This is a genomic window from Amycolatopsis sp. H20-H5 (genome assembly GCF_035828755.1).
Lineage (GTDB): Bacteria > Actinomycetota > Actinomycetes > Mycobacteriales > Pseudonocardiaceae > Amycolatopsis.
On sequence record NZ_JAYMZS010000012.1, the window covers coordinates 93,229 to 117,261 of the forward strand.

Consider the following 24,033-nt stretch of genomic DNA (forward strand, 5'->3'; position numbering starts at 1 on the left):
CAGGGCCAACAGGTTTTTTGCGGATTGCCAGTCAGTCGCTGCGAATACTGGCTGTTCTGGTCCCCACCACGAACAGGAGTGCCGCGATGTCGGAAATTGCGTTGCCGCTGACCTCCGCGCAACGGGCGATGTGGCAACGCTGCGCCAGCCAGCCGGACAGCGCCGTGTTCAACATCGCCGGCTACTACGACATCCGTGGCCCCCTCGACGCCACGCGCTGGATCACCGCTGTCAACTCGGTGTGCCAAGAGGCGGAGTGCCTGCGCACCCACTTCGTTTTCGACGACGGCGAACCGCGGCAGCTGATCGTGCCCGCCGAGCCGGACGTCCAGATCCTGGAGCTCAGCCGCACGTCAGCCGAGGACTGGATGTGGGCCGACGCCCGCAAGCCGTTCGACCTGTACGCGCCGATGCTGCCGCGCTTCACCTTGATCCGGCTCTCCGCCGAGCACCACCTCTTCTACGGGGCCTTCCACCACATCAGCGCTGACGGTTTCAGCCACGGCCTCCTCTTCCGGCGGTTCACGGAGGTGTACGCCGCGATCGACGGCGACCAGCCGCTGTCTGAGGGTGCGTTGCGGTCGTTGCGGTTGCTGATCGACGACGATGTGGCGTACCACGACGGGTCCGCCCAGTATCAGCGTGATCGCGCGATGTGGAGCGAGCGCTTTCCGGTCACCCCGGAACTGGCCGGCTTTTCCGGTCGTGCGGCCGTACCGGCGACGGACTTCATCCGTGAGTGCGGCATCCTCCCGCGTTCGGTCCGGGAAAAGTTCGAGGCCGCGGCCTGGGCGGCACGGATCGCCGTTCCGGAGGCGCTCATCGCCGCCACCGTGGCGTACGTGCAGCGAATGACCGGCACGTCGGACGTGCTGGTGAACATGATCGCGAGCGCGCGCAAAGGCGCGGTGATGAGGACTGTGCCCGGTATGGTCGCGAACTCCCTGCCGTTGCCGATGGTCATCCGGCCGGACATGACCCGCGCCGATCTTTTCGCGCACGCTGCGGACGAGATCAAGCAGACGGTCCGGCACCAGCGCTATCCGGTGGCGCTCGTTCGCAACCACATGGGCTTACCCGGTGACTCACGCCCCTTCGGGCCCACGGTGAACATTCTCGGCCTTGGCGGCGAGTATTCGTTTGCCAACTGCGTGGCCACCGCGCACGACCTTACTTCCGGTCCGGTCGACGACATCGAGTTCATGTTCGGCGAAAACGCGGCGGGCGACTTCACGCTGCACGTGTATGCGAATCCTGCGCTCTACTCGGAACAAGACCTTGTCAAGCACGTGTCGCAACTCGTGCGGTACCTGACGGACTTCGCCGGCCTGGGCGCGCAGGATCGGCTCGCGCGCATCGACGTCGCGCCCGCCAACGTGCACGCGGGTACCTCGCACGATGATCCCGGCAGCATCGACGAAGTCTTGGCGCGGATAGGGGACCTCGCGGACGTCGCACCGTCGATGGTCGCCGTCACGGACGATGAAGGGACCTGGTCTTACTCGGACCTGTGGACCTTCGCCGCCGCGTCGGGGGCTGGCCTGGTGAACGCAGGCCTGCGGCGGGGCGGCGTGGTGGGCATCATCGGAGAGCCGGGCCGTGAGTTCATCGGGTCGGTTCTCGGGGTGTGGGGTGCCGGCGGGGCGTACGTTCCGGTGGACCCGTCGATGCCGCTGGATCAGCTGGCCGGGATGCTCGCCGACAGCGGTGCCGGGTGGCTCGTGAGTCCGACCCGATCGCTCGCCCTGGCGAAGGAAATCGCCGCGGCGGTCGCGGGCCTTCGCGTGGTCGTCGAGCGTGCTCCAGGTAACGACTTCCCCCTGGTGTCGCGCCGGCCTGATGACGCGGCCTACGTGCTGTTCACCTCGGGCTCGACCGGCCGTCCGAAAGGCGTGGTCGTCTGCGACGGCGGGCTGGTCAACCACCTCTGGGCGAAGGTCGAGGATCTCGACCTTTCGGCCACGGACGGCGTGGTGCAGAACGCGCCGTTGACGTTCGACATTTCCGTGTGGCAGATGTTCGCACCGCTCCTGCTCGGCGGCCGGGTGCGGGTCGTGGGTGCCGGACTCAGGTCGGACCCCGCCGCGCTGTTCCGGCTCGCGGCTGCCGAGGGCGTGTCCGTGGTCGAGGTCGTCCCGTCCGTGCTGCGTGTCGCCCTCGACCTATGGGACGCGGAAGTACCCGCCCCCCGGTGGCTCGTGGTGACGGGTGAGGCGTTCCCGGCCGATCTGCGCGACTCCTGGAAGGCGCGGTTCCCCGGCAGTGGCCTGATGAACGCCTACGGCCCGACGGAGTGCTCCGACGACGTGACGCACGCCGTCCTGCGGGCGGGTGGCCCGGTGCCGATCGGCCGTCCCGTGCGGAACACCCGCCTGTACGTGTTGGGCCCGGAGTTGCGGCCGGTTCCGCCGGGCGTGGCGGGGGAGCTGTACGTCGCCGGCACGGGTGTGTCCCGTGGATACGCCGGTCGGTTCGGCCGGACGGCCGAACGGTTCGTGGCGGATCCGTTCGGGCCGCCGGGCACGCGCATGTACCGCACCGGTGACCGGGTGCGCTGGACGGGGGAACTCGAATACCTCGGCCGCGCCGATGACCAGGTCAAGGTGCGCGGCGTCCGGATCGAACTCGGCGAGGTCGAGGCCGCGATCCGCGCGTTGAGCGACGTCGTCGACGCCGTGGCGGCGGTCCGGCCCGACCCGACGGGCCAGTCGTGCCTGATCGGCTACGTGCTCCCGGACGGTGCGTTCGACGCCGCGGCCGCGCGCAGGGACCTGGCCGAAAGGCTGCCGGCCGCGTTGGTCCCGGCGACGCTCATCGTGGTCGAGGGCATCCCACTGGACGGCAACGGGAAGGTCAAGCGGGCGGAGTTGCCGGATCCGGTCTGGCGCGCGCACGGCGAGCAGCCACGCGATCCTCGGGAAGAGATCCTCTGTGGTCTTTTCGCCAAGGTTCTCGAGCTGCCCGGCATCGGCATCGGGGACGACTTCTTCGCGTTGGGTGGCCATTCGCTGCTGGCTAACCGGTTGGTCGGCGAGATCCGGCTCGCTTTCGGGATCGAGCTACCGGTGTCGACGGTGTTCGAAAATCCGACGGTCGCCGGATTGGCACCCGCACTCGCCACGGGGGACACCGCCAGGCCGCCCGTGCGCCCGGCCATCCGGCCCGAGCGGATCCCGCTTTCGTTCGCGCAGCGGCGACTGTGGTTTTTGAACCAGCTCGGGGAGGTCGGCGCGGCGTACCACGTGCCGATGCTGCTGAGGCTGCCAGGAAGCCTCGACGAGCCGGCTCTGTGTGACGCCCTGCGTGAGGCTCTGTGCGACCTGATGGCGCGGCACGAAAGCCTCCGCACGGTGTTCCCTGTCGACGAGGGGGTGCCGCACCAGCGCGTCATGGACCCGTCGGAGGCCCGCGAGTGCTTCAGCTTCGACGTCGCGCCCGGTCCGGAAGAAGATCCCGCGGCCGCGGCCGCCTCATTCGCCCACGAGCCCTTCGACCTGGCCGTCGACCTACCGGTCCGCGCCCGCCTGTTGCCGGGCCAGGACGGGGGGCACGCCCTGGCGCTCGTGGTCCACCATATCGCCGCGGACGCGTTGTCATGGCAACCCGTCGCGCGGGATCTCGCGGCGGCGTACGAAGCTCGCGTCGCCGGCACGGCCCCCGATCAGTCGGCGTTGCCGGTCCAGTACGCCGATTTCACCCTGTGGCAGCGGAATCTGCTGGGGGAGGAGTCCGATTCCGGTAGCGTCGCCCATACCCAGCTGGAGTTCTGGCGAAGGACGCTCGCCGGAGTCCCCGACGAGCTGGCTCTGCCGTTCGACCGGCCGCGCCGGGCCGGGCCGTCCCTCGCCGGTGACCGGGTGACGTTCGAACTCGACCCGGAAACCCATGCGTCCCTTGTGGACGTCTCTCGTGCGACTGGGTCGACAGTGTTCATGGTCCTCCAAGCAGCTCTGGCGCTGCTGCTGGCGAAGGTCGGCGCAGGGAACGACATCCCGATCGGAACACCCGTCAGTGGCCGCCCCGATCCTGTTCTCGATGAGCTGGCCGGATTCTTCGTCAATTCGGTCGTGTTGCGCAACGATCTGTCGGGGGCGCCGACTTTCGAAGAACTGGTCGCCAGGGTGCGTGAGACCGACTTGTCGGCCTTCGCGCACCAGGATGTGCCCTTCGAACTCGTCGTCGACACGCTGAACCCCACCCGTTCGATGTCACGGAACCCGCTTTTCCAGGTCATGCTCGCCGCTCAGTTCGAACAGAAACTGGCTGGAGTGCCGGTCGAGCGAATCGACACGGGAACGGCGAAATTCGATCTGCTCGTCGAGTACGTCGAGCGATACGCCGCTGGGGTTCCCACGGGTGTCTCGGCCGCTGTCGAGTACAGTTCCGATCTTTTCGACCGTGCGACGGTGGAAATGCTCGTCGCACGGCTGCGCTCACTCATCCATGACGTCATGGCGGATCCCCGGCGGCCGATCGCGGAAATCGATGTTCTGCAACCCGCCGAGCGCGCTCTCGTCGTGGACGAATGGAACTCGACGGACTTCCCGGTGCCGGCGTTGACGGTTTCGGATCTCGTGTACGCCCGCGTGGCTTCGATCCCGGACGCCACCGCGGTCGTCTTCGAGGACGAGTGCCTCACCTATGCCGACCTCGCGGCGCGGGCTGATCGGCTGGCCGGCGAACTCGCGGCCAGGGGCGCCGGGCCCGAACGCGTGGTGGCGGTGCTGCTGCCGCGTTCGGTGGAGCTCATCGTCGCGCTGCTCGCCGTCGTGCGCTGCGGCGCGGCTTTTCTGCCGATCGATCCAGACTATCCCGAAGGACGGATCGTTCACCTCCTCGGCGACGCCGCTCCGGTGGTCGTGGTGACCAACGCCGAGATGTCCAGCCTCTTGCCTCCAGACATCGAGCCGCTGGTGCCCCCCTTCGAAGGTGCCGCACCCGCCGGCACCCCGCTGGCGCCGTTCATCCCACGCCTTCACGGGTCGAACGCCGCCTACGTGCTCTACACCTCGGGTTCGACGGGGAACCCCAAGGGCGTGGTCGTGTCCCACGCGGCGCTGGTCAACCGTCTCTTGTGGATGCAGGAGACCTACGGCTTGTCGTCTTCGGACCGGGTGCTGCAGAAGACGTCCTGCGGTTTCGACGTGTCCGTCTGGGAGTTCTTCCTGCCGCTGATCACGGGTGCGACCCTGGTGGTGGCGCGACCCGGTGGGCATCGGGATCCGGCCTACCTGGCTGACTTGGTGCGCCGGGAAGGGATCACGGCCGTCCACTTCGTGCCCTCGATGCTGCGGGAGTTCCTGCCCGAGGCCAAGGGACTGGAGCTGCGCCGGGTGTTCACCAGTGGCGAGGCACTCTCGCCAGTGCTGCGCGACGACTTCCATCGAACGCTGGACGCCGAACTGCACAATCTCTACGGCCCGACCGAGGCCGCCATCGACGTGACCGCGTGGACTTCACCTCCTGGTCCGGCCGCGGTCGTGCCGATCGGGCGTCCTGTCTGGAACACCCAGGTGTACGTTCTCGACCAGTGGCTCCGGCCGGTCCCACCGGGCATCGTGGGCGAGTTGTACCTCGGCGGTGCCCAGCTGGCCCGTGGTTATCTCGGCCGGGTCGACCTCAGTGCCGAGCGGTTCGTCGCCTGTCCGTTCGGCGCCGCGGGCGCGCGAATGTACCGCACTGGTGACCGCGCCAGCTGGAACGGTGGCGACCTGCGCTACCACGGCCGGGTCGATGAGCAGGTCAAGATCCGCGGGGTCCGGGTCGAGCCCGCCGAGATCGAGGCGGTGCTGCGGGAACACCGGGACGTCACGGAAGCGGTGGTGTTGGCCCGTCCCTCGGCGGTTGGCGATCTTCAGCTCGTCGCCTACGTGATAGGCGACGTCGACCCGAGTGCGCTGCGAGCGCACGCGGTCGCGAACCTGCCTCGCGCCCTGGTGCCCGCGTTCTTCGTGTCCATCGAAAGTCTTCCCCTCTCGCCGCACGGAAAACTTGACCGGCGTGCGCTGCCGGCGCCGGCGGTGACCAGCAGCGGGCGACCGCCTGGGACGGCTGCCGAAGCGGCTTTGTGCGAACTGTTCGCCGACGTTCTCCGAGTACCGTTCGTGGGCGTCGACGACGACTTCTTCCATTTGGGAGGACACTCGCTGACGGCGACCCGGCTGATCAACGGGGTCCGGACCCGCCTGAACGCCGAGCTGCCGATCCGCGCTGTCTTCGACAGCCCGACCCCGGCAGGCCTCGCCGAATTCCTGGCCGTGAAGCCCGAGGCTCCGCGACTGGACGCGGACACCCCCCGGCCGGACCGGCTGCCACTGTCTTACGCGCAGCAGAGGATGTGGGTCGAGCAGCGGATCTCGGGTCCGTCGGGCACATACAACATCGCTGTCGCGATCCGGCTGACGGGGAGTTTGGCCCGGCGCGCGCTGCACGCCGCCTTTGTCGACCTCGTCACCCGGCACGAGAGTCTGCGCACGATCTTCACCGAGACCGACGGCGTACCTCACCAGGTCATTCTCGAAGCCGCTCCCGAACTGACGGTGGTCGGGAGGGAGCCGATCGAAGTGGAGCTGGTCGGGAACGCCAGCGAACCCTTCGACCTCGGCGTCGACCTCCCGATCCGCCTGAAGCTGTACGAGTCTGGCGAGAACGAGCACGTCCTGCTGCTCGTCGTGCACCACGCCGCGGCCGACGGCTGGTCGTTCGGCCCGCTGGCACGCGACCTCTCCCACGCGTACTCGGCGCGCCTCCGGGGGATCAGTCCGGACTGGCCTGCACTGCCGCTCCAGTACGCCGAGTACGCCTGCTGGCAACGAACTCTCGAGATGCGAGAGCAGCAGGAGTTCTGGAACACCACACTGGCCGGTCTCCCGGAAGAGATCGAGCTGCCGATCGACCGGCCGCGCCCGGCCGCGCCCACCCGGCGAGGTGCGGTCGTCGCGTTCCGCGTCGACCGCGCACTGCGGGAGAACGTCGCGAGTCTCGCCGAAGCGAGCGGTGCGACCGAGTTCATGGTCGTCCAGGCCGTGCTCGCCGGGTTGCTCGCCAAACACGGCGCGGGCACTGACATCCCGATCGGCACGCCCACGGCCGGTCGGTCGGGCAGCGGGCTCGACGACCTCGTCGGGCTGTTCGTCAATACCCTCGTGCTCCGGACTGATCTGTCGGGGAACCCCACCTTCCGCGAGGTCCTGGCTCGGGTGCGTGAGGCCGACCTGAGCGCCTTCGCCCACCAGGACCTGCCCTTCGAACGCATGGCGGCGAGGTTCCAGGTGTTGCTGGCGTTCCAGAACGTTCCGGAGGCGCACCTCGGCCTGCCCGGTCTGGTCGCGGCCGTCACTCCCGTTCCCACGGGCACGGCCAAGTTCGACCTGTCGTTCTCCTTCACGCCGGACAGCGAAGGTATGCAGGGCTACCTTGAGTTCGACACCGACCTTTTCGACCAGGCGACCGCACGGTCACTGGCCGATCGCCTCATCGATCTCCTGGCCAAGGGCACCGCCGCGCCGGACACCGTGTTGGGCACGCTCGACGTCAGCGAAAACGTCGGTCAGCACGGCGAAAGCCGGCATTTGCCGAAGGCCGCGGTGCCCGAGGTCTTCGAATACCAGACGCGTCTGCGGACCCGGTTGCCTGCGGTCCTGTGCGATGGCGTCGAGACCAGCTACCTCGAACTGGACAAGCTCGCGAACCAGTTGGCCCACGTGCTCATCAAAGCGGGCGCCGGGCCCGAAGCCGTGGTCGCGCTGATGATGCCGCCGTCGACCGATTTGGTGGTGGCGCTGCTCGCGGTGCTCAAGGCCGGCGCGGCGGTGCTGACCGTGGACCCCACTTACCCGCGGGACCGCATCGCCCACCTGATCCGGGATGCCCGCCCGGTCCTCACCCTCGTCACCTCCGGCGTCCAGCGCGTTTTCGATACGCCGGTCCTCGTCTTTGACGAGATCGGCCCGGAGTTCGACGCTGCCTCACCGATCGCTCCGACCGACAACGACAGGTCGGCCCCGTTGTCCCCGGACAACGCCGCGTATGTCGTCTACACGTCCGGTTCGACGGGAACCCCGAAGGGCGTCGTCGTCCAGCACCGCAACGTGATCGCGCTGGCCGCCGACCACCACCGCAGGTTCGACGCGGGTCCGGGCACCCGGCTGCTCCAGTTCGCGCCACTGAGCTTCGACGCCGCGCTCGGCGAGATCCTGGTGGCGCTGCTCAGCGGATCGACGCTGGTGCTGCCGCAGGCGCACGAGCGTCTCCCCGGTGAGTCGCTCGCCCGGCTGGTCGCCGACACGAAGGCGAATCTCGTGGTGCTTCCGCCGACCGTGCTCGCCACGTTGCCCGACGATGGCCTGCCCCAAGGGATCACGCTGATCGTGGGAGGTGAGGAGTGCACGCCGGAGCTGGTCGACCGCTGGGCGTCTGGGCGGCGGATGATCAACGCGTACGGGCCGACGGAGGTGACGGTGACGGCGACGATCACCGGCGCACTGGAACCCGGCACGAAACCGACCATCGGCCGACCGCTCGACAACACCTCCGCCTATGTCCTGGACCCGTGGTTGCGGCCGGTGCCACCGGGCGTTTCCGGTGAGCTGTACCTCGGCGGCGCGCAGGTCGCACGTGGGTACCGCGACCCGGCGCGAACTGCCGACCGGTTCGTCGCCGATCCGTTCGGGCCCGCCGGCGCACGGCTCTACCGCAGCGGGGACCTCGCCGCGTGGACCGCGGACCACGAACTGCGGTATCTCGGACGCGCTGATCAGCAGGTCAAGATTCGCGGGTTCCGGGTGGAGCTGGGTGAGGTCGAATCCGTGCTCGGCGGGCACCCCGGTGTGTCCCACGCCGCCGCGACCGCACGTGACGGAAGGCTGCTGGCCTACGTCATCGGCGGCGCCGAGCCGGACGAGTTGCGCGAGTACCTGCGTGGCAGGCTGCCCGAACACCTGGTTCCCGCCGCCATCACGACAGTGGCGGCCTTCCCGCTCACTCCGAACGGGAAGCTGGACCGCGCGGCCCTGCCCGACCCCACTTTCGTGGCCGGCTCGGCGTTGCCCGGCACGGAGGTTGAACGTGCCGTCTGCGACGTGCTCGCGGATGTCCTGGGCCTATCCGCGGTCGGGGCCGACGACAGCTTCTTCGACCTCGGTGGCGACAGCATCATCGCGCTCAAGGTCGTCGCCAGGGCGAGGCAGGCGGGGTGGGTCATCACGCCTCGCGACATCCTGATGAGCCGGACACCACGCGCCATAGCGGAGCTCGCGCTCCCGGTCGGCAGCGCGGCGAAACTTCCCCAGGTGGACGGCGTAGGCCGTGTCGAACCGACTCCGATCGTCGCGTGGCTGCGTGACCACGGCGGCCCGTTCGCCGGGTACAACCAGGCGATGGTGTTCACCACCCCGCTCGGTGCCACCACGGCTCGGCTCCGGGAAGTGCTGCGGAGCTTGGCGGACCACCACGACGCCCTGCGGCTGCAGCTGACGGACAGCTGGGAGATCTACGTTCGGCCAAGGGGTTCGGTCGACGTGGACGTCCGCCGGGTGACGGCCGCGGCGGACGAACTCCACGCCGAGATCGAACGATACGGCGCGGCGGCGAGGGCGGAGCTGGACCCGGTCAAGGGTGACGTGCTGCGGGCCGTGTGGTTCGACGCGGGCCCGGACGAACCCGGACGGTTGCTGCTGGTGCTGCATCACCTCGTCGTCGACGGCGTGTCTTGGCGCATCCTCACGGAAGACCTCGCCACGGCGTGGCGGAGTGAGACTCTGGAACCGGTCGGCACGTCGCTGCGGCAGTGGTCCCTGCTGCTCGCGGCGCAGCGTCCCAGTGAATCCGAGTACTGGCTCAAGGTCCACGAAGGTCCCGACCCGCTCCTGGGCCGCCGCCCACTCGACCCGGCTCACGACACCACACTCACGGCACGACGTACCCGGCTCGAGTTGTCCCCGCGCAAGACGGCCGAGCTTCTCGACACCGCGGTCGTGAAGCTGCGAGCTGGTGTCCGGGACATCCTGCTGGCCGGTCTCGCCGAAGCGCTCGGCCGGCCGCGCCTCGTCGCCCTGGAAGGACACGGGCGCGAGCCGGTCGTCGACGGTGTCGACCTGTCCCGCACGGTGGGCTGGTTCACCAGCGTCTACCCCGTGCGGCTCGAAGCCGGTGACAACGCCCTGCGCCGGGTGAAGGACTTGCTGCGGGCGGTGCCGGGCAACGGGATCGGCTACGGCATCCTCCGGCACTTCGACCCGGAATCCGGCCTGGCCGGCCGTCCGGTACCCCAGATCTGCTTCAACTATCTGGGCCGGTTCGGCGCGAACGCGGTCGGCGACTGGACTCCGGAAGCCGTCTCGGTCGCGGAAGCCGATCCGGACATGCCGTTGCCCCATGTGCTGGTGGTGAACGCCGCGATCGAAGACGATCGGCTCGTCGCCGAATGGATCTGGGCCGGCGACGTCTTGGCGGACGCCGATGCGCGGCGTCTCGCCACGCGGTGGCTTCGCGCGGTGGAAAACCTGATCGCCCGATCGGCCGGTCCCGAACCGAGGACCGCCGAACTGACCTTCACCGCACTCGCCGAGGACGAGCTGGAAGAGCTCGCTTTCGGCCTCGCATCGGAGGAAACGCTGTGACGAACAAGGGACTGCAGGACGTCCTCCCCCTGACCCCGCTTCAGGAGGGCTTGCTCTACCACGCGGCACTCGACGGGGTGGACGTTTACAACGTTCAGCTCGTGGTCGACCTGGAAGGTGAGGTGGACGTAGACGCGCTGCACGCGGCCGCGCAGGCCGTGCTGGACCGGCATCCGCAGCTGCGCGCTTGTTTCCGGCGGCTCCGTTCGGGCGAGCCGGTGCAGGTCATCCCGGCCCGCGCCCTGCTGCCCTGGCGAGAGGTGGATCTCCGCGACCGCCCGGAGTCCGAAGCGGAGGACGTCGTCGACGAGGAACGTCTACTCCGGTTCGACATGGAAAAGCCACCCCTCATGCGGTTCTTGCTGCTCAGGTTGGACGAGCGGCGGTACCGGCTGGTGTCGACGAATCATCACGTGCTGGCGGACGGCTGGTCGATGCCGCTCATCCTGCGTGATCTGTTCGCTCTCTACAGCGGCAACCTGGTGGGGCCGGTGCCCGACCACCACCGGTACTACGAGTGGCTTCGCGGGCAGGACCGCGCAGCGGCCGAGTACGCGTGGCGGGCCGTCCTCGACGGCCTCGCCGAGCCGACGTTGGTCGCCCGGCCGGGTCTGCTCCGCACGCCGAAGCTGCCCGACGCGCTGGTCACCCAGGTGCCCGAAAAGCTGACTGACGAGCTGACCGCGTGGGCGAGAGCCAACGGGATGACCCTGAACACTGTCTTGCAAGGGTGCTGGGCGATCGTGCTGGGGCAGCTGAGCGAACGGTCCGACGTCGTGTTCGGCGCGGTGACCGCGGGCCGACCGCCCGAGGTCCCGGGCATCTCGGACATGGTCGGTTTGTTCATCAACACTATTCCCGTCCGGGTCCGGCTCGACCCGGCCTCGACGCTCGCCGAAACGTTGGTCCGGCTGCAGCACGCGCAGTTCGACCTCCTCCCGCACCAGCACCTCGCGCTGTGGGAGATCCAGCACCAGGCCGGCCTCGGGGAACTGTTCGATTCGGCGTTCGTGTTCGAGAGCTACCCGCTCGCGTCCGAAGGCGTCGACGAAGTGATCGACGGGGTGCGGTTGAGCGCCGCCGAGGCCCGGGATGCGACCCACTACGCGCTGAGCCTGACCGCGGTCCCCGACCGGTGCCTGCACCTGCGCTTCGAGTACCGCGACGACGTCCTCGACGCCGATCTCGCCCGCCGTACCCTCGACCGGCTGATCCACCTGCTGCACACCGTGGTCGCCGACTCCGATCGCCCGCTGGCAGGGCTCGAACTCCTTTCCCCGGCCGAGGAGGAAGCCGTCCGGGCGACCCGCCGTGGTCCACCGCACTCCACCGCCGCCTCTGTGGTGGAACTGTTCGAGGCGCAAGCCGGCCGGACACCGAACGCGCCCGCGGTCGAGCACCACGGCGTCTCGCTGACCTACCGGCAGCTCAACGCGCAGGCGAACCGGCTGGCCCATCGGCTGATCGACGCGGGCGCCGGGCCGGAGGAAGTGGTCGCCGTGGTGCTGCCACGCTGCGCGGAGCTCGTCGTCGCCGCGCTCGCGGTGGCCAAGGCGGGCGCGGTGTACTTTCCGATGGACCCCGAGTACCCACCGGCCCGGTTCGCGGCCCTCGTCGAGGACACCCGGCCGTTGGTGACGCTGCGAGACGCCGAGGCCGAGGGAGGCTGGTCGGAAAGCAACCCTGGCCGGACGGCCTCGCCGGAGCAGTCGGCCTACCTGATCACCACCTCGGGCTCGACCGGCCGCCCCAAGGGGGTCGTGGTCCCGGTACGCGCGTTCGTCAACGCGATCAGCGAAGTCGTCCGGACCTGCGGTCACGCCCCGGGTGACAGGGTGCTGGCCGTCGTGTCGCCGACGTTCGACGCGTCGATCGAGGAGCTGTTCGCGCCGCTTGTCGCCGGTGCCACGGTCGTCATCGCCGACCGGGACGTCGTCCGTGACCCCGCGGAGCTGGTAGCACTCATCCGGGACGCGGGCATCACGATCATGGACGCCAGCCCCACGTTGTGGCGCTACGTGCTGGACGAGGACCCGACCGCGCTGGGCGCGGTGCTGGCACTCGTGGGCGGGGAGGCTGTCGGTTCCGGCCTCGCGGCCCGGCTGCGCGCGGCGGCCCGCGGAGTCGTCAACTACTACGGACCCACCGAAACGACGATCAACGCCACGGTGTTCGGGATTTCGGAGGATCGGGAGCAGGCACCGCCCATCGGCAGGCCGATCGCCAACACCGCCGCCTACGTGCTCGACGACGCGCTGCGGCCGGTGCCCCCCGGCGTTCCCGGCGAGCTCTACGTCGCCGGCACCCAGGTCGCGCGCGGCTATCTGCACCGTCCTGGCCTGACGGCCCAGCGCTTTGTGCCGGATCTCTTCGGCCCGCCGGGCAGCCGCATGTACCGCACCGGTGATCTGGTCCGGTGGCAGAACGGTGAGCTGGAGTACCGCGGTCGCACGGACGAGCAGGTGAAGGTCCGCGGCTTCCGCATCGAGCTCGGGGAGGTCGAAGCGGAACTCGGCGCCTTGGACGGCGTGACCGGCGCACTCGTCCTCGCTTGGGGTGATGAGGGAGATCGACGTCTGGTTGCCTACGTGACCGGGACCACCGAGCCCGACGAGCTGCGCGAGCGACTGGCCAGCAGGCTCCCGATGTCGCACGTGCCTTCGGCGTTCGTCGTGGTGGACAACTTCCCGTTCACACCGAGCGGGAAAGTGGACCGCCGGGCGTTGCCCGATCCGGACATCTCCAGCGAGCGAGGCAAGCACGCGCGAACCGCTCTTGAGGAAATCCTGTGCGGGCTCTTCGCCGAGGTGCTGAAGACCCCCGTGGTGGGCGTCGGTGACAACTTCTTCCACCTCGGTGGACATTCGATCCTGGCCACCCGGCTCACCGGGCGCATCCGATCGACTCTCGGGGCCGATCTCAACGTGAGGACGATCTTCGAGGCCCCGACCGTCACCGAGCTGGCGTCGAGGATCTCGGACTCGTCCGGCGAACGCCTCGCGCTGACGCCCATGGCGCGGCCCGCGACGCACCTGCCGTTGTCCTACGTCCAAGAGCGATTCTGGTTCCTGGACGAATTGGCCGGAACGGAAGACTCGATCGAAATGCCACCGCTCGCGATCCGCCTGCGCGGCGAGCTGGATGTCGAGGCGTTCGACGCGGCGCTGGCGGACATCGTCGAACGGCACGAAGCGCTTCGCACCTTGTTCCCGGTTGTCGAAGGACAACCTCGCCAGCTCGTCCTGGACGTTGACCCGGCTCGTGAGCTGGCCCGCTTGGAGATCGCCGAGGTCGAAGGTTACGACGTCGACAAGGCCATCAGCGCGGTGAACAAGCGGTTCGACACCGCGACGGAACTCCCTTTGCGCGCGGTCCTGTTCAAAGTTGCTCAGGACGAACACGTGTTCGTCCTGGTGTTGCACCAGATCGCGGTGGACGGCTGGTCCCTGGTCCCGCTGGCGCGCGACTTCACGGAGGCCTATCACGCGCGTCACACCGGAAGCGAACCGTCGTGGTCCCCGCTGCCGGTGCAGTACGCCGACTACACACTCTGGCAACGGGTCGTTCTCGGCGACGAAGCCGACCCGGACAGTGGTATCGCGCGCCAACTCGGCTACTGGACGGAAACGCTCGCGGGTCTGCCGGAGGAACTGACGCTTCCGGTCGATCGCCCCCGGCCCGCGGTGCCGACCTACCGCGGCCATGGCTTCGACTTCGAAATCGGCGAAGGAACCCACCAGGCGATCACCGCGGTCTCCCGGCAGACCGGTACGACGGCGTTCATGGTGGTGCAGGCGGCCCTCACCGTGTTGCTGAGCAAGCTCGGCGCGGGTTCGGACATCCCGCTCGGCACCGCCGTGGCCGGCCGTACTGACGAAGCACTCGACGACGTCATCGGCAACTTCGTCAACGTTCTCGTGCTGCGCACCGATCTGGGCGGCGATCCGACCTTCCGAGAGCTGCTTGACCGCGTCCGCAAGACCGACCTCGCTGCCTTCGGCCACCAGGACGTGCCCTTCCAACGGGTGGTCGACGCACTGAACCCGGTGCGATCGCCGGCCCGGCACCCCCTGTTCCAGGTGATGCTCGAGTTCGAGAACCTCGACGAAGCCCATTTCGAGTTCGAGGACCTCGAAGGTGGCTTGGAACAGCAGGCCTTGGAGGCGATGGACTACGACCTCATGTTCATCATGCGGGAACAGCACGATGAAACCGGACAGCCGATCGGGATCAGGTCGTTCCTGGAAGCCGGCGCCGACCTGTTCGACAAGGACACCACCCGCCGGATCGCCGAACGTCTCGGCCGGCTGCTCGAAGAGCTGGCCACGACACCGGACCGCCCGATCAGTTCCTTCACACTGCTCGACGCGGTGGAAGAACACCAGGTGCTGACCTCGTGGAACGACACGACACGCGACGTCGAGTTCGTCGACGTCGTGGCCAGGGTGCGGCAGATCGCCCGGTCCACCCCGGATCGCGTCGCCGTCTCCGACGACGAGGGGGAGTGGTCCTACGGCGAGCTGTGGAAGTTCGCTTGCGGCGTCGCCGCGCCGCTGCGAGAGCGCGCCGCCGTCGTCGGCGTCCTCGCCGACCCTGGCCGGGAGTTCGTTGGATCCGTGCTCGGGATCTGGGCCGCGGGCGGCGCTTACGTGCCGCTGGATCCGCGGGCTCCCCTGGAACGGATCACCGGAATGCTTGCCGACGCCGGTGCCACGTGGCTGGTCGCGTCCCCGCGCCGTCTTGCGCTGGCCGACGAAATCGTGGCGGCGGTGCCCGGACTGCTGGTGGTGACCCCCGAGACCGGTGTGCCCGATCTCCCGCTGGTGCCGCGGCGACCGGATGATGCCGCGTACGTGCTGTTCACCTCCGGTTCCACCGGACGTCCCAAGGGCGTCGTCGTTTGCGACGGCGGCATGGTGAACCACTTGCTCGCGAAGGTCGAGGATGTGGATCTGTCCTACGCAGACACTGTGCTGCAGAACGCGCCGCTCACCTTCGACATCTCGGTGTGGCAGATGTTCGCGCCGTTGGTGACCGGGGGGACCGTCCGGGTCGTGGGAGCCGATCTGCGGGCGGACCCCCGCCGCCTGTTCGAAGTGGTCGACGCGGAGCGGCTGTCCGTGGTCGAAGTCGTCCCGTCACTGCTTCGGGCCGCCCTGGAAGAATGGGACGAGCGGCTGACGCTGCCCGGTACGCGCCGGCTGCTCGTCACCGGTGAAGCCTTTCCTCCCGACCTGCGTGACGCCTGGTTCGCGCGCTTCCCCGGCATCGAACTGATCAACGCTTACGGGCCGACAGAATGCTCCGACGACGTGACGCACGCGTTCGTCGGCGTCGACGGGCCAGTCCTGATCGGACGGCCGGTACGGAACACCCGGCTCTACGTACTGGGCGCCGACCTGCAGCCCGTGCCCCCGGGGGTGATCGGCGAGCTGTACGTCGGTGGTGCGGGTCTGGCACGCGGGTACGTGGGCCGGGCCGGTGGTACGGCCGAGCGTTTCGTCGCGGGCCTGTTCGGGCCGCCCGGATCGCGGGTGTACCGGACCGGCGACCGTGTCCGCTGGGGCCGCGACGGCGAGCTCGAATACTTCGGGCGGGTCGACGACCAGGTGAAGGTGCGTGGGGTAAGGATCGAGCTCGGTGAAGTCGAGGCCGCGCTGCATGCCCTGGACGGGGTCCGCGAAGCGGTCGCCACCGTCCGCGTCGATCCCGCCGGTCAGCCCTCACTTGTCGGGTACGTGGTGCCGGACGGCGAGTTCGACCCGGTGGCGGCGCGAACTGCGCTGACGGCCAAGCTTCCCGCGGCCATGGTGCCGTCGGCGCTCGTGGCGATGACCGCGCTGCCCCTCGACACGAACGGCAAGATCGTCCGTCAGTCCCTCCCTGAACCGTCGTGGCAGCTGAAGGGCCAAGCGGGCAACCGGCCCCGCACCCCGCGCGAACAGATCCTGTGCGGGCTCTTCGAAGAGGTGCTGGGACAGTCCGGGATCGGCGTCGACCAGAGCTTCTTCGACCTCGGCGGGCATTCCCTCCTGGGGACCAGGCTGGCCGGCTTGGTGCGCGAAACGTTCGGCGTCGATCTGCCGGTGTCGGCCGTGTTCGAAGCGCCGACACCGGCCACTCTCGCCCAGCTCATCGACACCGGCAGCCACCCGGCCGGGGCCGTCCTGCGTGCCGTCGAGCGGCCGGAGCGAATCCCGCTTTCGTTCGCGCAGCAACGGTTGTGGTTCCTCGACCAGCTCGGCGAATCGAGCTCGGCGTACAACATTCCCACGGCTGTGCGGCTTTCCGGAGTCGTCGAGCTGGACGCCCTGCGAGTCGCACTCGCGGATGTGGTCGTCCGGCACGAAAGTCTTCGTACCGTGTTCCCGCTCCACGAGGGCGCGCCGTACCAGCGGATCCTTTCACCCGCCGAGGCGCTGGCCGGGCTGCGCTTCGACCTCGCCGGGGCCCCCGCGGTCGAGGCCTTCGCCGAAGAGACCTTCGACCTGGCCGCGGACCTGCCGATCCGCGCCCGGCTCTTCCAGGACGGTGACGAATACGTCCTCGCCATCGTGCTTCACCACATCGCCGGCGACGCGTGGTCCTTCGGGCCGCTCACTGCCGACTTCGCCGTCGCGTACCGCGCCCGTGCGGGTGGTAGCGCGCCCGACTGGACCGCGCTACCCGTCCAGTACGCCGACTTCGCGCTCTGGCAGCTCGAGAGGCTGGGCGATGAGACCGATCCGGACAGCGCGGTCACTGCCCAGCTCGACTTCTGGCGGCGGGCCCTGGCCGATGTCCCCGACGAACTAACCTTGCCGTTCGACCGGCCCCGGCCACCCGCTTTGTCGCTGAAGGGCGGCCGGGTGCCGTTCGAGCTCGACGCCAGGACACACGTCGCGCTGACCGAACTGGCCCGCCGCGCGGGGGCGACGGTGTTCATGGTCGTGCAAGCCGCGCTCGCGGTGACCCTGGCGAAGCTGGGGGCCGGCACCGACATCCCGATCGGCACCGCGATCGCTGGACGGTCCGCGCCGGCACTGGACGACCTGATCGGGTTTTTCGTCAACACGCTCGTCCTGCGCACGGATGTCTCCGGCGATCTGGCTTTCGAGGATCTCGTCTCCCGCGTCCGTGTGGCCGACCTCGCGGCGTTTGCGCACCAAGACGTGCCGTTCGAGCTGGTCGTGGACGCCTTGAACCCGGCACGCTCGCTGGCTCGGAACCCGCTCTTCCAGGTCATGCTCGTGGCCCGGAACCTGCCGCAGGGCGACGACGATTTCACCGACGTCCACGCGGTGGTGGAAGAGGTGGAGATGGCGACGGCGAAGTTCGACCTGCTCGTCGATTACGCGGAACACCATGACGGGCGGTCGCCGGCCGGGATCGCGGGGACGGTGGAGTACAGCACCGACCTGTTCGATCGCGATACCGCCGAGCGGATCGCCGGGTGGCTGGGAAAGGTGCTGGCGATCGTCATCGCCGATCCGGCCCAGCGCGTTGGTGCGCTGGAGCTGGTGGACGACACCGAACGCGGCCAGGTGGTGCGCTCGTGGAACAGCACCGCCCACGTGACACCGAAGGTCACGGTGCCGGAGCTGTTCCGTGCCCAGAGCGCTGCCACCCCAGGCGCCGTCGCGGTCCTGTTCGAGGACGATCAGGTCAGTTACGCCGAGCTGGACGCCAGGGTGGAGCGGCTGGCGGGCCGGCTGGCGCGCCTGGGCGCCGCCCCGGAGCGGGTCGTGGCGGTAGAGCTCCCGCGTTCGGTCGATCTGGTGGTCGCGCTCCTGGCTGTCCTGCGCACCGGCGCGGCGTTCCTGCCGATCGACCCGGACTACCCGCCCGAACGCGTGGCCCACCTGATCGAAGACGCCCGGCCGGTGCTCCTGCTCGACGAGGTGAACATCACCGGCGAATCGGCAAGTCCGCTCGGCCCCGTTTCCGGCTCGGGAGCGGCGTATGTGATGTACACGTCGGGTTCTACGGGCAAGCCGAAGGGAGTGGTCGTTTCGCACCAAGCCCTGGTCAACCGGCTCTTGTGGATGCGGGACACGTTCGACCTGCCGGCGGCGGGGCGGGTGCTGCAGAAGACCTCCTGCGGGTTCGATGTCTCCTTGTGGGAGTTCTTCTGGCCGCTGATCACCGGCGCCACCTTGGTGGTCGCCCGCCCGGGAGGCCATCGGGACCCGCGGTACCTCGCCGACGTCATCCGGCGGTACGAAGTCACCGACGTCCACTTCGTCCCGTCGATGTTGCGGGAGTTCCTCTCCGAGGCGGGGGAGTGCACCGGGCTGCGTCGCGTGTTCTGCAGCGGTGAAGCGCTTCCCGTGGTGCTGCGTGATCGATTCCACTCGACGCTCGACGCCGAACTCCACAATTTGTACGGCCCGACCGAGGCCGCGATCGAGGTGACGTCGTGGACGTCACCGCCCGGCGATGTGCCGGTCGTCCCCATCGGCCGGCCGGTGTGGAACACCCGGGTGTTCGTGCTGGACCAGTGGCTGCGTCCGGTGCCACCGGGAGTGGTGGGCGAGCTGTACCTCGCGGGGGTGCAGCTCGCCCGAGGTTACTGGGGGCAGCCTGCGTTGAGCGCGCAGCGGTTCGTCGCCGATCCGTTCAGCTCGTCCGGCGGACGGCTGTACCGCACCGGTGACCGGGCCCGCTGGAGCCGTGACGGGCAGGTCGAGTACCTGGGGCGGGTCGACCAGCAGGTCAAGGTCCGGGGTGTTCGGGTCGAGCCGGGTGAGATCGAGGCGGTGCTGCGGAGCCATCCCAGCGTCGACGAGGTGGTCGTTCTGGCGCGGCCGGCCGCCGACGGTGACTACCAGCTCGTGGCGTACTTGCTGGGCGGGTGCGACCCCGAGGTGCTGCGGGCGCACGCGGCTGACCGGCTGCCGCCCTACATGCTGCCCTCCGCCTACGTGGTGCTCGATGCTTTCCCGGTGAACGCCAGCGGGAAACTCGACCGCGCGGCGCTGCCAGCTCCGGCCGCGACGGCGAGAGGAGGGGAGCCCCGGACGTTGACCGAACACACCCTCAGCGTGTTGTTCGCCGAGGTCTTGGGCTTGCCGTCAGTCGGCGTCGACGACGATTTCTTCCACCTGGGAGGGCACTCGCTCACGGCGACCCGGCTCGTGAGCCGGATCCGAACGGTGCTGGGAACCGACATCGGCGTCCGCGCGTTGTTCGAACAGCCGACGGTGGCCGGGCTCGCGCAACGCCTCAGCCAGCCCATGACCGCCGAGAGCGCGTTCGACGTCGTGCTGCCTCTGCGTCCCGGTGGATCCCGGCCACCGCTGTTCTGCGTGCACCCGGTCGGTTCGCTGAGCTGGTCCTACATCGGACTGGTGCCGCACCTCGACCCGGATCGCCCGGTGTACGGACTGCAGGCCCGAGGTCTGGAGGAGGACGAGCCACTGCCCACGTCCGTCGAAGAGATGGCGGAGGACTACCTCGAGCGGATCCGGCGGATCCAGCCGGTCGGCCCCTACCATCTGCTCGGCTGGTCGTTCGGCGGCCTCGTCGCGCATCGGATCGCCGAACTGCTGCGGCAGCGGGGGGAAGACGTCGCCCTGCTGGCCAGTCTTGACAGCCGCCCACGCGATTCCGACGACGAAGCGGTCGGCGAGCAGGAGATCTACGCGACCATTCTCGGAGCCGTCGGGGTGCCGCCGGGTCCGGGCGAGCTGAGCGCCGGGCAGGTCGCGGCGCTCGTCACCTCGTCCGGCCTGCCGGTCGCCTTCGACGAAGCCCAGTTGCGGCGGCTGGTCCGGGTGTGGCGTAACAACGACGAGTTGTCCCGGCGATATGTCCCGGGGACCTTCGACGGCAGCATGGTGTATTTCGCCGCGTCGGACAACAACGAGGATCCGGTCACTTTCTGGGGGCCGCACGTCGCGGGGATCGAGGTTCACCCCGTTGATTGTGCGCATGCCGACATGACCCAGCCGGAATCGCTCGGAAAAATCGCCAAAATACTTGACCTCGCACTGGTTCGTGTGTGAAATTCCTTGACGTAGGAGAGAATGATGAGTAATCCGTTCGACGACCCCGACGGCACTTTCCTAGTGCTGGTGAACGACGAAAACCAGCACTCGCTGTGGCCCGCGTTCGCCGAAGTGCCCGCCGGGTGGAACGTGGTCCTGCGGGATGCGAGCCGAGAGGCCGCCCTTGCCTACGTTGAAGAAAATTGGACCGACTTGCGGCCGGCCAGCCTGGTCCGCGCGATGAGTGAATAGGAGTTACTCATGACCCACGTGCGTGTCGAGCTCTACACCGAGCTCAAGGACATTGTTTGTGACGTACTCGAACTGGAACCGGAGGAGGTCACCGCGACGAGTTCTTTCGTCGACGATCACGGGATCGACTCGCTGTCGATCATCGCCTTGGTCGGGCTCTGTGAGAAGCGCTACGGAATTGAGATCGAAGAGGCACAGCTGAAAATCATGCTGACCCTCGACGGCGTTTACCAGGTCGTCACCGAGGCGAAATCCATCTGATGGACAGCCGGGTGGTGGTGACCGGACTCGGCGTGGTGTCGAGCATTGGCATCGGCCGCGTCGCGTTCGCCGACGCTTTGCGCGCCGGCCGCAGTGGCGCGCGTCCGATCACCGTGTTCGACACCGAAGGTTTCGAGCACACGATGGGGTGCGAGGTCGCGGACTTCGACCATCGACCTTGGATCCGCAGAGGGGATCCAGACGAGGCGGGGCGGGCCACGCGGTTCGCCATCGCCGCCTCTCGGATGGCGGTCGAAGACGCTGGGCTGTCGGAAGACGATTTGCGCGCGCGACGGGGCCTGATCTGTATCGGTACCACTGACGGCGAGGCCTACGACCTGGATCACCTGGTCGAAATGGAGATCGCCAACGGCCCCGCGGCGATGGACCCGGTCCGGGCCCGGCGCTCCCCGGCCAGCCGGCTGTCCGCCGCCGTGGCCCGTGAGCTGGCACTGACCGACGTGGAGGCCCTCACGGTGGCGACGGCCTGCTCGGCGGGCAACTACGCGATCGGGACCGGCCTCGACGCGGTTCGAGCGGGTGAGGCGGACTTCGTCCTGTGTGGTGGCGCGGACGCCATGTGCCGGAAGACTTTCGCGGGGTTCTATCGGCTCGGCACCGTGGCGCCCGACTGTTGCCGGCCGTTCGACAAAGACCGCAAGGGGATTCTCACCGGCGAGGGCGCCGGGATGCTCGTGCTCGAAAGTGTCGCTTCCGCGAAGCGCCGAGGGGCGCCTATCTATGCCGAGGTGCTCGGTTATGCACTCAACTGCGACGCGCACCATCCCGTGGCGCCCGACCAGGCGAGCATCAAGGAATGTATTCGACTGGCCCTGGCCGATGCCGGTGTCAAACCTCATGAAGTCGACCTCATCTCCGCGCACGGCACCGGGACCACGGCGAACGACGTGACCGAGACGGCGGCGATCTTGGACGTCTACGGTGACCGGCCACCGCCGACAGTTTCGTTGAAGTCGATGCTCGGCCACACGATGGGTGCCGCGAGCGCGCTGGCCGCGATCGCCTGCAGCCTTGGCATCACCCATCGCTTCATCCCGCCGACCATCAACCATCGCGAGACAGATCCGAAATGTGCCATCGACTGTGTGCCGAACCACGCGGTTGACGCAGAGCTGAAGATCGTGCAGAACAACGGCCTGGCCTTTGGCGGCAACAACGCTGTTGTCGTGTTGGGGCGGTACGACGAGGAGGCGAGACCGTGAACCCGGTCATCACTGAGTGGACGGCGGTCTCGCCGTTCGGCATCGATCGTGATTCCTTTGTCGCCGGAGTGCGATCTCGCCGAGCGGCAGTCGTGGAAAGCGGCCTGAATGGCGCGCCGCACAAGGCGTCGCGCGTTCCCGGATTCGAGATCCGGGAACTGTTGGGCCGCAAGGGCACCCGGTCGATGGATCGGGTCACGGGACTCGCCGTGTGGACCGTCCGGCAGTTGATCAGCCAACGGCCGCCCGAACGCGGAGACCGGACCGCGCTCGTCCTCGGCACCATGGGCAGCCTGCAGTCCACGATGGACTTCAGCCGGTCGTCATTCGTGGAAGCCAGGCCCTACTTCGTCGATCCCGAACGGATGCCCGGATCGATCATGAACGCGGCCGCCGGGAGCAGCGCGATCTGGCACGGCCTCACCGGCCCCAACGTCACCCTCGCGAGCGGACGGGTGTCAGGACTGTCGGCGTTGGGCTACGCTTTGCGCCTCCTGCGGAGCAAACGAGCACCGAACGTGCTCACCGGCGCTGTCGAAGAGTACTCGTCCGCTCGATCGTGGATCGAGTCCCACAGCGGGCTCGACGGTGTGCTCGGAGAAGGCTGTGTGATGCTTCGCCTCGAACCACCGGGGGTGGAGCCGGCGCTGGCCGAGGTTTTGGCGATCAAATGCTGTGTAGCCCTTGACCAAGACTTCGCCGTCGCCGCGTCGACGTGTGTGGACGGTGTCCTCGCCGCGGCGGGGGTCTCTGAGAAGGACGTCGCCGGGATCTCGTGGTCTGGGTTGCCGGGGGTAACCGATCCGCTGGCAGAGTTGATCGGCGATACCGGCGCGGCTTCGGCGATGTTCCAGATCGCCGAGGTACTCGCGACCGGAGAACCCGGGTCATCAGTCATCGTCGGCTCAGCCGACCGAGACGGCATGGTGGTGTGCGCGTTGCTCAGGTTGGGTGGCCGGTCATGACGGGTTTGGCGCTGATCAGCGGTGGTTCTCGCGGAATCGGCAGGGCGGTCGCGGTGCGGCTGGCGGAAGACGGCCACGACGTGAGCTTCTGTTACCGCAGCGACCACGAGGCCGCTCAAAATGTCCGGAAGGAACTGGCGTCCATCGGAGTCCGCTCACTGGCCACTCGCGTCGACATCGCCGAGGCCGGCGCGGTTCGCGAGTGGGTCGCGCGGACGGAGCAGGAGCTCGGCCCGATCACGGCTGCGGTGACTTCGGCGGGGATCACTCGTGACGGGCCGCTCGTGCGCATGCCGGACGAGGACTGGGACGACGTGCTCAGGATCAACTTGGACGGGCTCTACCACGTGTGCCGGGCGGTGGCTTTCGGGATGATGAAGCGCAGGGCGGGGACGATCACGGCTGTCAGTTCCATCGCCGGCGTGTACGGCAGTGCCGGGCAGACCAACTACAGCGCTTCGAAGGCCGGCGTGATCGGCTTCTGCAAGGCACTGGCCAAGGAGGTGGCAGGCCACGGCGTCCGCGTCAACGTGGTGGCACCGGGATTCATCGACACGGACATGGTCGCGGTGCTCGACGAGCGCGTCAAGGCACGAGCACTGGCCGATGTTCCGATGCGACGGTTCGGCACCCCGGTGGAGGTGGCGGATCTCGTGGGGTTCCTGGCTTCCCGGCAAGCTGGTTACATCACGGGATCGGTGCTGAACGTGGACGGCGGGCTCGTCCGATGACCGCGAAGACGGGG

The 24,033-nt window shown here is 68.5% G+C and carries 7 protein-coding genes; all 7 read left to right on the plus strand.

Translation table 11 applies throughout. The features are described 5' to 3' along the window. Nucleotides 1-86 precede the first annotated feature (86 nt). The 7 genes from QMK34_RS09645 to fabG are packed head-to-tail and all read left to right on the plus strand — an operon-like array spanning nucleotide 87 to nucleotide 24,019. Complete coding sequence (locus QMK34_RS09645) at nucleotides 87-10,619, plus strand: non-ribosomal peptide synthetase (protein ID WP_326413358.1); 10,533 nt, start codon at nucleotides 87-89, stop codon at nucleotides 10,617-10,619. Next, nucleotides 10,616-20,605 (plus strand): non-ribosomal peptide synthetase, encoded by a 9,990-nt coding sequence (locus tag QMK34_RS09650; RefSeq protein WP_326413359.1) that lies wholly within the window; start codon nucleotides 10,616-10,618, stop codon nucleotides 20,603-20,605. Before QMK34_RS09645 ends, QMK34_RS09650 begins: the two co-directional genes overlap by 4 nt. A gap of 24 nt (nucleotides 20,606-20,629) precedes the next feature. Continuing rightward, nucleotides 20,630-20,839 (plus strand): MbtH family protein, encoded by a 210-nt coding sequence (locus tag QMK34_RS09655; RefSeq protein WP_326413360.1) that lies wholly within the window; start codon nucleotides 20,630-20,632, stop codon nucleotides 20,837-20,839. Between the two features lie 9 nt (nucleotides 20,840-20,848). After that, on the plus strand, nucleotides 20,849-21,100 hold the full coding sequence (locus tag QMK34_RS09660; RefSeq protein WP_326413361.1) for an acyl carrier protein: 252 nt from the start codon (nucleotides 20,849-20,851) through the stop codon (nucleotides 21,098-21,100). Next, a complete protein-coding gene (locus tag QMK34_RS09665) occupies nucleotides 21,100-22,323 on the plus strand; it encodes a beta-ketoacyl-[acyl-carrier-protein] synthase family protein (RefSeq protein WP_326413362.1) in 1,224 nt (407 codons plus the stop codon). The genes QMK34_RS09660 and QMK34_RS09665 overlap by 1 nt, the downstream gene beginning before the upstream one ends. Continuing rightward, complete coding sequence (locus QMK34_RS09670; protein ID WP_326413363.1) at nucleotides 22,320-23,288, plus strand: beta-ketoacyl synthase N-terminal-like domain-containing protein; 969 nt, start codon at nucleotides 22,320-22,322, stop codon at nucleotides 23,286-23,288. The genes QMK34_RS09665 and QMK34_RS09670 overlap by 4 nt, the downstream gene beginning before the upstream one ends. After that, nucleotides 23,285-24,019 carry a 3-oxoacyl-[acyl-carrier-protein] reductase gene (fabG, locus tag QMK34_RS09675; protein ID WP_326413364.1) on the plus strand — a complete coding sequence of 245 codons (735 nt, stop codon included), beginning with the start codon at nucleotides 23,285-23,287 and terminating at the stop codon, nucleotides 24,017-24,019. Before QMK34_RS09670 ends, fabG begins: the two co-directional genes overlap by 4 nt. The last annotated feature ends 14 nt before the right edge of the window (nucleotides 24,020-24,033 follow it).